Source organism: Cryobacterium sp. PH31-AA6 (genome assembly GCF_030063195.1).
Lineage (GTDB): Bacteria > Actinomycetota > Actinomycetes > Actinomycetales > Microbacteriaceae > Cryobacterium.
Genome location: NZ_JASISS010000002.1, coordinates 41,419 through 54,191, shown reverse-complemented (window position 1 = coordinate 54,191; position 12,773 = coordinate 41,419). Strand labels below are relative to the sequence as shown.

11 protein-coding genes are annotated in these 12,773 nt (G+C 67.7%); 8 read left to right on the top strand and 3 right to left on the bottom strand.

What is annotated here, in order from left to right; all coding sequences use genetic code 11:
- Positions 1–120: 120 nt before the first annotated feature.
- From aceE to QMG61_RS02035, 6 genes are all read left to right on the top strand, one after another.
- Positions 121–2,847: a pyruvate dehydrogenase (acetyl-transferring), homodimeric type gene (gene aceE, locus QMG61_RS02060; protein ID WP_283492678.1), complete on the top strand. Its 2,727-nt coding sequence runs from the start codon at positions 121–123 to the stop codon at positions 2,845–2,847.
- A 7-nt stretch (positions 2,848–2,854) separates the two neighbouring features.
- Entirely contained in the window at positions 2,855–4,060 is a 1,206-nt protein-coding gene (locus QMG61_RS02055; RefSeq protein WP_283492677.1) for a PucR family transcriptional regulator, read from the top strand.
- Positions 4,061–4,155: 95 nt separating this feature from the next.
- Positions 4,156–5,082 carry an ACP S-malonyltransferase gene (locus tag QMG61_RS02050; RefSeq protein ID WP_283492676.1) on the top strand — a complete coding sequence of 309 codons (927 nt, stop codon included), beginning with the start codon at positions 4,156–4,158 and terminating at the stop codon, positions 5,080–5,082.
- Positions 5,083–5,094: 12 nt separating this feature from the next.
- Entirely contained in the window at positions 5,095–6,099 is a 1,005-nt protein-coding gene (locus QMG61_RS02045) for a beta-ketoacyl-ACP synthase III (RefSeq protein ID WP_283492675.1), read from the top strand.
- 61 nt (positions 6,100–6,160) lie between these two features.
- Positions 6,161–6,409 carry an acyl carrier protein gene (locus QMG61_RS02040; protein ID WP_283492674.1) on the top strand — a complete coding sequence of 83 codons (249 nt, stop codon included), beginning with the start codon at positions 6,161–6,163 and terminating at the stop codon, positions 6,407–6,409.
- A gap of 87 nt (positions 6,410–6,496) precedes the next feature.
- The gene (locus QMG61_RS02035; RefSeq protein ID WP_283492673.1) at positions 6,497–7,732 is read left to right on the top strand and encodes a beta-ketoacyl-[acyl-carrier-protein] synthase family protein; all 1,236 of its coding nucleotides are present in this window, start codon (positions 6,497–6,499) and stop codon (positions 7,730–7,732) included.
- A gap of 146 nt (positions 7,733–7,878) precedes the next feature.
- Here QMG61_RS02035 and QMG61_RS02030 read toward each other — a convergent pair whose 3' ends face one another.
- Complete coding sequence (locus tag QMG61_RS02030) at positions 7,879–8,400, bottom strand: DUF3145 domain-containing protein (RefSeq protein ID WP_283492672.1); 522 nt, start codon at positions 8,398–8,400, stop codon at positions 7,879–7,881.
- Positions 8,401–8,601: 201 nt separating this feature from the next.
- Between QMG61_RS02030 and QMG61_RS02025 the strand changes: the two genes are divergently transcribed.
- The gene (locus tag QMG61_RS02025) at positions 8,602–9,180 is read left to right on the top strand and encodes a PadR family transcriptional regulator (protein ID WP_283492671.1); all 579 of its coding nucleotides are present in this window, start codon (positions 8,602–8,604) and stop codon (positions 9,178–9,180) included.
- 58 nt (positions 9,181–9,238) lie between these two features.
- On the opposite strand, the gene QMG61_RS02020 is transcribed toward QMG61_RS02025, so the two are convergent.
- Together QMG61_RS02020 and QMG61_RS02015 are read right to left on the bottom strand one after the other, a co-directional pair.
- Positions 9,239–10,972 carry a bifunctional 3'-5' exonuclease/DNA polymerase gene (locus QMG61_RS02020; protein WP_283492670.1) on the bottom strand — a complete coding sequence of 578 codons (1,734 nt, stop codon included), beginning with the start codon at positions 10,970–10,972 and terminating at the stop codon, positions 9,239–9,241.
- A gap of 62 nt (positions 10,973–11,034) precedes the next feature.
- Complete coding sequence (locus tag QMG61_RS02015; protein WP_283492669.1) at positions 11,035–11,574, bottom strand: phosphoribosyltransferase; 540 nt, start codon at positions 11,572–11,574, stop codon at positions 11,035–11,037.
- 300 nt (positions 11,575–11,874) lie between these two features.
- Between QMG61_RS02015 and QMG61_RS02010 the strand changes: the two genes are divergently transcribed.
- Entirely contained in the window at positions 11,875–12,768 is an 894-nt protein-coding gene (locus QMG61_RS02010; protein WP_283492668.1) for an FAD binding domain-containing protein, read from the top strand.
- Positions 12,769–12,773 lie beyond the last annotated feature (5 nt).

The following is a 12,773-nucleotide window of genomic DNA, read 5'->3' as shown; positions in this document are numbered from 1 at the left end:
CGCGGACCTCAGCCGGAATCTGTAGGCTTGCGGAGTGCCATTGGTCCCACCCGACCGCAATCCGGCACGCCTAATTCGGCAGAACAGAACAACGGTCTGCCCAGGACAGAGAGGTCGCTTGTGACCGTCAACGACCAGGACCCGTATTCAGTGAACAGCACGGATGCGGACCCGCAGGAGACAGCAGAGTGGTCTGAATCACTGGATTCACTCGTCGCCGCACAGGGACACCAGCGCGGCCGGGAGATCATGCTGAGCCTGCTCAAGCGGTCCAAGGAGCTGCACCTGGGCGTGCCCATGGTGCCGACCACCGACTACATCAACACCATCGCGGCCGGAAACGAACCGGACTTCCCCGGCGACGAAGACCTCGAACGCCGCTATCGCGCCTGGATCCGCTGGAACGCCGCGGTCCTCGTGCACCGGGCCCAGCGACCCGGTATCTCGGTCGGCGGGCACATCTCCACCTATGCCTCCTCCGCCGCCCTCTACGAGGTCGGCTTCAACCACTTCTTCCGCGGCCAGGACCACCCGGGCGGCGGCGACCAGATCTTCATCCAGGGGCACGCCTCCCCCGGCACCTACGCCCGCGCCTTCCTCGAGGGACGCCTCTCGCACGATCAGCTCGACGGTTTCCGCCAGGAGAAGTCACACGCTCCGAACGGCATCTCCTCATATCCGCACCCGCGCCTGATGCCGGATTTCTGGCAGTTCCCGACCGTGTCGATGGGCCTCGGACCGATTAACGCGATCTACCAGGCGCAGACGAACCGCTACCTCACCAACCGTGGCATCAAGGACGCCAGCGACCAGCAGGTCTGGGCCTTCCTCGGCGACGGAGAAATGGACGAGGTCGAAAGCCGCGGCCAGCTCCAGGTTGCCGCAAACGAGGGCCTCGACAACCTCAACTTCATCATCAACTGCAACCTGCAGCGCCTCGACGGCCCCGTGCGCGGAAACGGCAAGATCATCCAGGAGCTGGAGAGCTTCTTCCGCGGCGCCGGCTGGAACGTCATCAAGGTGGTCTGGGGGCGTGAGTGGGACGACCTGCTCTCGCGCGACGTCGACGGCGCCCTGCTGAACCTGATGAACGTCACCCCCGACGGCGACTATCAGACGTACAAGGCCGAGAGCGGCGCCTACGTCCGTGAGCACTTCTTCGGACGCGACCCGCGCGCACTCAAGCTCGTCGAGGGCTACACCGACGACGAACTGTGGAACCTCAAGCGGGGCGGGCACGATTACCGCAAGGTCTACGCCGCGTTCAAGGCCGCCTCGGAACACAAGGGCCAGCCGACCGTCATCCTGGCGAAGACCGTCAAGGGCTACGCCCTCGGCCCGAGCTTCGAGGGGCGCAACGCGACCCACCAGATGAAGAAGTTCACCCTGGACAACCTCAAGACCTTCCGCGACAGCACCCGCATCCCGATCACGGATGCCCAGCTCGAGGAAAACCCGTACCTTCCGCCGTACTACCGTCCGGACGACAACGACGAGGCCATCCAGTACATGCACGAACGCCGACGTGCGCTCGGCGGTTACCTCCCGGAACGCCGCAGCAAGTACACCCAGGTCAACCTCCCCGGCGACGCCACCTATGCACCGACCAAGAAGGGCTCCGGCACCCAGGAGATCGCCACCACGATGGCCTTCGTGCGCCTCCTCAAGGAACTGCTCCGCGCGAAGGACTTCGGCAACCGGATCGTTCCGATCATCCCCGACGAGGCCCGGACCTTCGGGATCGACGCGTTCTTCCCCAACGCGAAGATCTACAACCCGAACGGCCAGCAGTACACCTCGGTCGACCACGCCCAGTTGCTCGCCTACAAGGAGAGCCCTCAGGGGCAGATCCTGCACGTGGGTATCAACGAGGCCGGCGCCATGGCCGCCTTCACCAATGTGGGCACGTCGTACGCCACCCAGGGCGAGCCCCTGATCCCGATCTATGTCTTCTACTCGATGTTCGGTTTCCAGCGCACCGGCGACGCCATGTGGGCGGCGGGCGACCAGATGGCCCGCGGGTTCATGATCGGCGCCACCGCCGGTCGCACCACGCTGACCGGTGAAGGCCTGCAGCACGCCGACGGCCACTCGCCGCTCCTGGCGTCGACGAACCCCGCCGTGGTCTCGTACGACCCGGCATACGGTTACGAGATCGGCCACATCGTGCGGTCCGGCCTCGAGCGAATGTACGGCGGGCAGCACTCCGACCCGAACGTCATGTACTACGTCACGGTCTACAACGAGCCGGCCGTCCAGCCCGCCGAGCCGGAGGAAGTGGACGTCGACGGCATCGTCCGCGGAATCCACCGGATCAACCACTCGCCCATCAGCGGACCGAAGGCCCAGCTCCTCGCCTCCGGCGTCGCCGTGCCGTGGGCTCTCGAGGCCCAGGCGCTGCTCGCCGAGGACTGGGGCGTGTCGGCCGATGTGTGGTCGGTGACGTCCTGGGCCGAGCTGCGTCGTGACGGTATCGCCGCGGAGGAGCACAACTTCCTCTACCCGGACGAGACGCCGCACATCCCATACGTCACGGAGAAGCTGGCCGGCGCTTCCGGCCCGTTCGTGGCCGTGACGGACTTCATGCACGCCGTGCCGGACCAGATTCGCCAGTTCGTCCCCGGCGACTTCGCGACTCTCGGCGCTGACGGTTTCGGGTTCTCCGACACCCGTCCCGCCGCCCGGCGCTTCTTCAAGATCGACGGACCCTCCATGGTCGTCCGCACCCTCGAGCTGCTCTCCCGCCGCGGAGAGGTCGACCGGAGCCTGGTCGGACAGGCGATTGAGAAGTACCGCCTCTACGACGTGACCGCAGGCACCACGGGCTCCGCCGGGGGCGAGAGCTAAAGCCCCGGTGGCACCCGCTCCGAAAACGAAGGAACAGACGCTCGCCTGGTTGCGCACGATTTCCGGCGAGCTCTCCACGGCGACCCTGAAACGACTCGAGGACACGCTGCCCTGGTATGGCGACATGCCGCCGGGGCGGCGGTCCGCCGTCGGCCTCGTCGCCCAGGCCGGCATCACATCCTTCATCTCCTGGTTCGACGACCCCCGGTCAACGCCGTGGATCGCCGCGGACGTTTTCGGAGCCGCTCCCCGCGAGCTGCTGCGGTCGATCAGCCTGCAACAGACGCTCCAACTGATCCGGGTCACCGTCGAGGTCGTCGAGGAGCGGGTGAAGGACGGCAGCGAGCTCCTGCGCGAGGCGATCCTGCTCTACTCCCGCGAGATCGCCTTCGGCGCGGCGGATGTCTACGCGCGCGCAGCCGAAGCACGCGGCCTCTGGGACGTGCGTCTCGAGGCCCTCGTCGTCGACTCCATCCTGAGCGGCGAGTACGATGACGAATTGCCCAGCCGGATCGCCGCACTCGGCTGGCACGGGCACGGCGAGGTGTGCGTTCTCGTCGGCACCACGCCGAAGATGCTCGACGTCGACCAGCTGCGCCGCTCGGCCAGGCACATGGCCGCCGACGTGCTGATCGGTGTGCAGGGCAACCGCCTCGTCCTCGTGATCGGACGCGCGCACCCGAAACCGACCGAGGCGGAGGAGGCGATCGGAACGGCATCCGCCCTCAGCTTCATGGAGATCGCCATGCAGTTGGAGCCGAGCTTCGGGGCCGGTCACCTGGTCCTCGGGCACGAGGTCCCCAACCTCGTCGACGCGTCAAAGAGCGCGAAGGCGGCCCTGGCCGGCTTCGCCGTTGCCCGCTCCTGGCGAAACGCGCCACGCCCGGTCCAGGCGGACGACCTCCTGCCCGAACGTGCCCTGGCCGGCGACCCGCTCGCCCGCGCCACGCTGATCCATCGCGTCTACCGCCCGCTTCAGGCACACTCCACCGAGCTGCTGACCACCCTGTGGTGCTACCTCGACAACGGCCGGTCGCTCGAGGCCACCGCCCGCGAACTCTTCGTGCATCCCAATACGGTGCGGTACCGACTCAAACGGGTGTCCGAGGTGATCGGCTACGACGCCACCGGAGCCAGGGAGGCGCTGATCCTGCAGTCCGCGCTGATCATCGGCTCGATCAGCGACCACGACGGCTCCAGTCGGCGCCGATGACCGAACACCGTTCTGGTGACTATCGACAAACGTTTGGCGAATACTTGGTGGGCAGTCGACACCCGTCCGGAATATGAGCTTGGGAGACTGTTCACATGATTGTTGTCGTCTGCCCCGGCCAGGGCTCGCAAACCCCCGGATTCCTCGAGCCGTGGCTCCGTGAAGACGGCTTCGATGCGGGCCTGGCGGAGATCTCGGATGCCTGTGGCATCGACCTCCTCCGTCACGGCACGGTCAGTGACGCCGACACGATCCGCGACACGGAGATCGCCCAGCCGCTGATCGTCGCGGCGGGACTGCTCACCCTCGACCTCCTCCTCGCCGGCGGGCGTCGCGACAAGATCGCCGGCATCGCGGGGCATTCCGTCGGTGAGATCACCGCGGCCGCTGGAGCGGGCATCCTCAGTCCAGCGGAGGCCGTTGGGTTCGTCCGGGACCGCGGGAGTGCCATGGCGCGGGCCGCCGCACTCGAACCGTCCGGGATGAGCGCCGTGATCGGTGCGGACGAAACCGAACTGCTGGCCCGGCTGGACGAGCTCGGCCTCGAGCCCGCAAACTTCAACGGCGGCGGTCAGATCGTCGTCGCCGGCTCACCGGACGCCCTCGCCGCTCTCGCCGCCGCCCCGCCCGCCCGGGCCAGGGTCATTCCGCTTCAGGTCGCCGGTGCCTTCCACACCCGTTACATGCAGCCCGCCGTTGAGCATCTTGCCCAGGTTGCCGCGGGGCTGAACCCGCACGATCCCACTCTGCCGATCTGGTCGAACCGGGACGGAAACCGGGTCTCCAGCGGCGGCCGTTTCGTCGAGCTGCTGGTGGCCCAGGTGTCCTCGCCGGTACGGTGGGACCAGTGCATGGCCTCCTTCGCCGCTGCGGGGGTGACCGGAATCATCGAGGTTGCGCCGGCAGGCGCCCTCGTCGGACTCGCCAAACGTGCACTCAAAGGCGTGCCCAGCGTCGCGATCAAGACTCCGGACGACCTGCCCGCAGCGTTCGACCTGATCGACCAGCAGATCCAAGCCTGACCGAGAGAGATTATGACCAAGCCAACACTCCAGCAGTCGCACGGTCCCCAGTACACCCGCATCCTCTCCGTCGGCGCTGCCCGCGGCGACCTGTCGGTGCCCAATGCTGAGCTCGTCGGACCGATCGATTCCTCGGACGAATGGATCCAACAGCGCACCGGCATCATCAGCCGCACCAGGGCGAGCCAGGAGATCGAAGCGGTCGACCTGGCAACGGATGCCGCCCGCGAGGCCATCGAGAAGTCCGGCATCGACCCGGCCCTGATCGACGCCGTCATCGTCGCCACCATCAGCAATGGCCGGCAGACGCCGTCGATCGCGGCCGTACTCGCCGACCGCGTCGGCGCGAATCCGGCCGCCGCCTACGACGTCAACGCGGCCTGCGCCGGTTACACCTACGCCATCGCCCAGGCCGACTCGATGATCCGCACCGGTCTGGCCCACTACGTCCTCGTCGTCGGCGCGGAGAAGCTGTCCGACCTGGTCGACCCCACGGATCGATCGATCTCCTTCCTGCTCGGCGACGGCGCCGGCGCGGTCGTCATCGGCCCGAGCGACTACCCGGGAATCTCCAGCACCGTCTGGGGGTCGGACGGGTCGAAGGCGGACGCGATCACGATGAACCACAACCTGCAGGAATACCGTCGCGGCGAGTCCGAATGGCCGACCCTGCGTCAGGAAGGCCAGACCGTGTTCCGCTGGGCCGTCTGGGACATGGCCAAGGTCGCCAAGAAGGCACTCGAGGCCGCCGGGATCGGGAGCGACCAGCTCGCCGCGTTCATCCCCCACCAGGCCAATATGCGCATCATCGACGAATTCGCGAAGCAGCTCAAGCTTCCGGCCTCCGTCGTGATCGCCCGTGACGTGGCCACCACCGGCAACACGTCGTCGGCGTCCATCCCGCTGGCCACCCACCGGTTGCTCCAGGAGCACCCTGAGCTCAGCGGCGGCCTCGCCCTCCAGATCGGCTTCGGCGCCGGCCTGGTCTTCGGCGCGCAGGTTGTCGTCCTCCCCTAGATTCCCCGTAAGCCCTCTAAACTGAGTCTCGGTCAAACGAGACACCCCCAAGGAGAAAAAAATGGCATTGTCCACCGAAGAAGTTCTTGCCGGCCTGGCCGAGCTCATTAATGACGAGACTGGCATTTCCGCCGACACGGTTGAGCTCGGGAAGTCGTTCACCGACGACCTCGACATCGACTCCATCTCGATGATGACCATCGTCGTCAACGCTGAGGAAAAGTTCGACGTCAAGATTCCCGACGAAGAGGTCAAGAACCTCAAGACCGTCGGCGATGCCGTTGACTTCATCGTCAAGGCACAGGACTAACCCACCAGAGAACAGGCCGGTCGGCAGCTGCCGTCCGGCCTGATCTGTGGGTCAAGCCCACCATCCACGCTCATAGAGAGTCTCGTCATGACCAAAAAGATCGTTATCACCGGCATCGGAGCGACCTCCCCGCTCGGCGGCACCGCCGCCGAAAGCTGGGCGGCCCTACTGAACGGTGAATCCGGAGCCAGCCCGCTTGACCATGAGTGGGTTGCCCGCACCCAGCTCCCCGTGACCTTTGCGGCACAGGCGAAGGTCCCCTCCAGCGAAGTGCTCGCGCGCCACGAGACCAAGCGTCTCGACCCCTCCAGCCAATTCGCCCTGATCGCCGGGCGCGAGGCGTGGGCGGATGCCGGCTCCCCCGAAGCAGACCCCGAACGGCTCGCCGTGGACTGGGCGACCGGAATCGGCGGGGTCTGGACCCTGCTCGACGCGTGGGACACCCTGCGCGAACGGGGTCCCCGACGTGTCCTCCCGATGACCGTCCCCATGCTCATGCCGAACGGCCCCGGAGCGGCAATCGGGATGGACCTGCACGCACGTGCCGGAATCACCACGGTCGTCTCCGCGTGCGCCTCGAGCACCGAGTCCCTCGTCAACGCGTACAACCGTCTCCAGTCCGGTCTCGCCGACGTGGTCATTGCCGGTGGGTCCGAGGCCGCGATCCACCCGCTCCCGATCGCGTCCTTCGCCGCCATGCAGGCGCTGTCCAAGCGCAACGATGACCCGGCGACGGCATCCCGCCCCTACGACATCACCCGGGACGGTTTCGTCCTGGGCGAGGGCGCCGCGGCGCTCGTCGTCGAGACCGAGGAGCACGCCAAGGCGCGAGGAGCGCGCATCTATGCCGAACTGGTTGGCGGCGCCGTCACCAGTGACGCCTATCACATCACCGCTCCCGACCCCGAAGGTTCGGCGGCCGCCCGCGCCATGATCGCGGCCATCCACAATGCTGGGGCATCCCTCTCGGATGTCGCGCACATCAACGCGCACGCAACCAGCACCCCGGTCGGCGACATCGCCGAATACAACGCCCTGCGCCGCGTCTTCGGCGACCTGCTCGAGGGCATCCCCGTTTCGGCCACCAAGGCTTCCACCGGTCACCTCCTCGGTGGCGCCGGCGCGATCGAGGCGCTCTTCACGGTGCTCGCTCTTTCCGACCGGATCGCCCCACCGACCATCAACCTGGTCAACCAGGACCCGAACATCCCGCTCGACGTCGTGACGACGCCACGGGCGTTGCCTGCCGGGGATCTCCTGGCCATCAGCAACTCGTTCGGCTTCGGCGGCCATAACGCCGTCGTCGGGTTCCGTTCGGTCTAAGCGACCGGCTCTGCCGAAAAAGAATGACCCCGACCGTATCCCGGCCGGGGTCATTTCTCTTGCATCCCCTCAAGTTTCGCTCACAGGCCACCGGGTCAAGTCACCGATCAACGCGCCGTGCGCCACCCTCGGGTAGTCGATTGCGTTCAGCCCACCTTGTGCAGCCAGACGACGGAGTTGAAATCGCTGGCGTGGCGGAACGGTTCGAGTTCGTCGTCCCACGCCTGACCGAGGGCCAACCGGAGTTCCCGGTGCAACTCGAGGGCGTTCGCCCCGGCACGCTCCATGGCGCTGCGCACGCGATCCTCCGGGATGACCACGTTGCCGACGGTGTCTGTCTGCGTGAAAAAGATGCCAAGGTCGGGGGTGTGCAGCCAACGGCCGCCGTCGGTGCCGAACCCGGCATCCTCCGTCACCTCGTAGCGCAGGTGTTCCCAGCCGCGTAACGCCGATGCCAACGCCGCACCGGTACCCGCCTCGCCCTCCCAGTGGTACTCGGCGCGCTGGGCACCCTTGAGCACGGGCTGATCGGACCAGTCAAAGTTGACCGCCTCGCCGAGGGCACGACCGACCGCCCACTCGACATGCGGGCTCAGCGCGCGCGGTGACGAGTGCACGAAAAGCACCCCTCGCGCAGACGGTGCCTGACGAGCTTGTGTTGCCGCCATCGTTTTTCTCCGTTCTGTGAGATGCGTCTTCCCCAACGACCTCAGAACAAAACAATGCAGCGAAACTGTGAACTTGTGCGGCCCTCAGGCCGATAGCGCAATTATGCCCCAGCCAACCCTGAATTCACAAGGATCCGGTGTCGGTCCCTGATCGGCTTGGGCATACTCGGTATGGTTATTCAGGAATCAACCGGAGGCACTGTGTCCGTTCGCACCACCCTGCTCGCGATCCTCTCGATCGGGCCGGCCTACGGTTTCCAGTTGCACGGTGAATTGGAGTCCCGCACCGCCGGGCGACGGCCGGTCAACGTCGGTCAGATCTACGGCACCCTCGAACGTCTGGTGAAGCAGGGCGCCATTGAGCCGGGTGGGTCCACCAGCGACGGCCTCCCGCTCTACCGAATCAGCGCCGCGGGCCGGGTCGAGGCCGTGGATTGGCTCACCTCGATCGAGAGCGCCCGCGGGGAAGAATGGAACGACCTGGTTGACCGGGTGTTGATCGCGTCCTCGATTCCCGACGTCGACACGCTCGCCCTCATCGCCCGTTACCGGGACCACTGGCTCGCCGCGGCCGAATCCGCGAACGAATCCGCGTCCGGGGCAGCGCCGCTGGGGCAGGACCGGCTCGAGGCGGAGGCCCGTGCCGCACTGGCGGGCGCGGCGGTCGCGTGGCTCGCCGTCGCGGAGGAATCCCTTCTCGCAGTCGGCCCGGAATCATTCCAGCGCGGGCTGAGCGAGGTACGACCCCGGCGTGGCCGCCGGCCGGTCGCCGCCGCCTGACCGGCGCGGCCTGACTGGCGCGGCGGTCAACCCCGTCGCGGCCGTCTCCCCCGACGGCTCACTTCGCCTGGTCGTAGCTGTCGACGGTGGCGACGGTGAGCAGGAAATCCACGGGGAAGTCGCCGAAGAGATGCCGGCCGGCCGTTTCCGCCGCCCGGGTCACGATCTGCTCGACGTCGGCGGCGAGCCCGGCCGGGGTGTGCACGATGACCTCGTCGTGCAGGAAGAAGACGAGGTGCGGGGCATGGGAGAAAGCCGAGGAGCCCCCGCGGACCGTCTCCTGGGGGACGGTCCTCTCCACGTTCCCGAGCAGGCGTAGCTCCCGGCGTATCTCGGCCATCCAGCAGAGCGCCCATTCGGCAGCGCTGCCCTGCACGATGAAGTTGCGGGTGAACCGGCCCCAGTCCCGCGCCTGGCTCCGCGCCCGGCGCTCGTCGGCATCCGTCGCCCCGGGGTCGTACGCCTGCGCCTGCGCGGCGAGCCAGCTCTCCCCCGGCCGGGGCGACGATCGGCCCAGCCTGGTCGTGACGCTCTCACCACGCTCGCCGGCCCTCGCCGCTGTCTCGGTGAGGCCGAGCGCACGCGGGTAGGCCTTTGCCAGGCGAGGCAGCAGGCGCCCGCTCTCACCCGTCGTCGCGCCGTACATCGCTCCCAGCATGGCGACCTTGGCGTGGTCCCGGGTTTCGACGACTCCGCTGGCCACGATCCCGGCGTAGAGGTCGGTACCCCGGCCGGCCGTGGCCATGGCGGTGTCGGCCGAGAGCGCGGCCAGGATGCGCGGTTCGAGTTGGGCGGCATCGGCCACGACGAGTTTCCACCCGTCGTCGGCGATCACCGCTCCGCGCACCTGTTTGGGCAGCTGCAGGGCTCCGCCGCCGCGGGTCGCCCACCGTCCCGTCACGACCCCGCCGGGGACGTACTCGGGGTGGAACCGACCATCGACGATCCAGGTGTCCATCCAGTACCACCCGTTCGCGGCGAGGAGTCTGGCCAGTTTCTTGTACTCGAGCAGGGGCGCAATAACGGAGTGCTCGAGTTTTTGCAGTTCCCCGGCGCGCATCGACGTCGGCGACAGGCCGATTCGCTGGAGGGCCCGCAGCACGTCCTGCGGGGAGTCCGGGTTGAGCTGAGGTTCCCGGAGCTCCGCCCTGATCCGCATGGCCAGGCCCTCGAGCCGCTCCGGACGCAGCCCAGGGGCGACCCGAGGGCCGAGTTCACGGGTGAGCAGGCGGTCGTGCACCTCGGTGCGCCAGGGCAGACCCGCGAATTGCATCTCGGCCGCGATCAGGGCACCGGCCGATTCTGCGGCGAGGAGCAGGCGGAGGCGGCCGGGTTCGGCGGAGGTCGCCACGGCGGCGAGCTGCCGGCGGAACTCCGCCGGTGCGTCGTCATCGCTGCCGGCATCGTCGGTCCCGTCGTCGGCGAAGCCGAGCTCGAACAGGGTCGTACCGGGCGACGGTTCCTCAGGCACAACCTCGGGGGCGTTGTCCCAGCGGCCGGGAGCCTGCGTGGCAAGCTCGCTCGTCGCCGTCAGCGTCGACTGGCGGAGGATGGCGTGGCACAGGCGCAGGTCGTGGCCGCGCTGCACCCGCACCCCCGCGGCGAGGAGTAGTGGATAGAGCCGCGCGGTGTCGGCCCAGACCCATCGGGGCGAATCCTGTTCGGCCACGGCGACAGCGTCGCGAAACTCGGCGAGGGAGAGTCTGCGTGCGGGCGCGGCCTCCCGGCCCGTTGAGTCGAGCGAAACGACGAGGAACTCCCCGTTGCCGGTTCGCTCGGCCAGTAGGTACACGTTCCATTCTGCCCGGTACCGCCCACGCTCCGGTCCCCGCACGGTGGTGGGTGCACGGTCACTCAGGCGACCGCCCAGTGCTCGCCTAGCAGGTCGACTGTTTCCTCATCGGAGAGCTGATGGAAGTCCTTGTAAAACGGGCCGATCGCCCAGAATTCCGCTGGGGTCTCGAGTACGACGACCTGGTCTGCGATCGGCCCGAGCTCGGCGCAGACGCGAGCAGGGGCGACCGGAACCGCGACCACGACCAGCGCGGCCCCCTGCTTGCGCACCTCGGCCAGCGCGGCCCGCATCGTGGCCCCACTGGCCATGCCATCGTCGACGATCACCGCGTCCCTGCCACTCGCGCTGATCGGTGCCCGGTCGCCGAGATAGCGGATGCGATTCTCGAGCGGGGCGGACCGACGCCGTGCTCCCCGACCTGATCCATGGGCGCCCGCAGTAAGGAACAGCAGGTCAAGGGGGGCGTGCAACTTCTCGGCGATCCGGATCGCGACCGGGACCCCTCCCCTCGGCACCGCGTAGACCACCGGGTCCAGAAGACGCAGCGCTGCCACACGCTCGGCCAGCCTTCGGCCGGCGTCGCTCCTGTCCGTGAACATCGCCCACCCACTCGGTCTGCCGGCGCATCCGATTTGCAGCCGTCAGTCACGATTCTGCCCGCGGACGCATCCGTTGTCGAGACCGAGTTGTCGAGACCAGGTTGTCGAGACCAGGGCGGCCCGCCTCCGCGACAGACGCACCGGAAAGCCTCAGCTAAATACCAGACTAAGGGTAATTTCCCGACCCCCGTATCACCCGTGCTGCCGGGTGCTCCTCATTGACATCCGCCCGCCCCGGGAGCACTATGTGTCGCAAACCGCTCCGTCCATCCGACGGGCGCGCCGCCACCAGGAGGCATTGTGCAAATACCGGCCCAGTTTGACTATGTACGCGCGAGCACGATCGATAACGCTATTGCCCTCCTCGACAAACACGGCGAGGAGGCCAGGGTCGTCGCCGGGGGGCACAGCCTCCTTCCGATGATGAAACTCCGTCTGGCCAGGCCGGAGTGGCTGATCGACATCAACGACCTCTTCGAACTCGATTTCATCCTGCCGGAGGCAACCCGGCTGCGGGTCGGCGCCATGACCCGCCACTCGGCGCTGCTCGGCTCGGCTGATGTCGCCCGACTGTTTCCGATCGTGATCGACGCCGAGCGCGTGATCGCCGATCCGATCGTGCGGAACCGGGGCACGATCGGCGGGTCGCTCTGCCAGGCCGACCCCGCCGAGGACCTGGCCACCGTGTGTGATGTGCTGCGCGCCGAGGCTATCGTTCGCGGTCCGGGCGGCGGCCGCATCCTTTCCATGGACGAGTTTCACAAGGGACCATACGAGACCTCACTGGCACACAACGAACTGCTGGTCGAGATCCGTTTCCCGGTCAGACCGCGCTCGGGCAGCGCCTACGAGAAGGTCGAGCGCCGGGTCGGTGACTGGGCCGTCGTGGCCGCCGGCGCGGCCGTGAGCCTCGCCGAGGACGGCACCGTCGACGATGTCGCCATCGGACTCACCGCAGTGGGGCTCGACGGCACGATTGACGAAGCGGAAACGGTGCTCCGCGGCCAGCAACCGACGGAGGAGCTCTTCGAGGAGGCCGGCAGGCTTGCGGCGATGGCGTCGCTGCCCGTCGCCGACCAGCGCGGACCCGTCGACTACAAGCGGCACCTGGCCGACGAACTGACCCGCAGGGTCCTGCGCCGCGCGTGTGAGCGCGCACTCGCAGCCCAGAGCACCACAACGCAGGAAGGCTGAAATCG

What these genes read in the sequence shown, in the direction of transcription:
- QMG61_RS02050 (WP_283492676.1), top strand. Translation starts at nt 4,156, where the DNA reads ATGATTGTTGTCGTCTGCCCCGGCCAGGGCTCGCAAACCCCCGGATTC.
- QMG61_RS02045 (WP_283492675.1), top strand. Translation starts at nt 5,095, where the DNA reads ATGACCAAGCCAACACTCCAGCAGTCGCACGGTCCCCAGTACACCCGC.
- QMG61_RS02040 (WP_283492674.1), top strand. Translation starts at nt 6,161, where the DNA reads ATGGCATTGTCCACCGAAGAAGTTCTTGCCGGCCTGGCCGAGCTCATT.
- QMG61_RS02035 (WP_283492673.1), top strand. Translation starts at nt 6,497, where the DNA reads ATGACCAAAAAGATCGTTATCACCGGCATCGGAGCGACCTCCCCGCTC.
- QMG61_RS02030 (WP_283492672.1), bottom strand. Translation starts at nt 8,400, where the DNA reads ATGGCGGCAACACAAGCTCGTCAGGCACCGTCTGCGCGAGGGGTGCTT.
- QMG61_RS02015 (WP_283492669.1), bottom strand. Translation starts at nt 11,574, where the DNA reads ATGTTCACGGACAGGAGCGACGCCGGCCGAAGGCTGGCCGAGCGTGTG.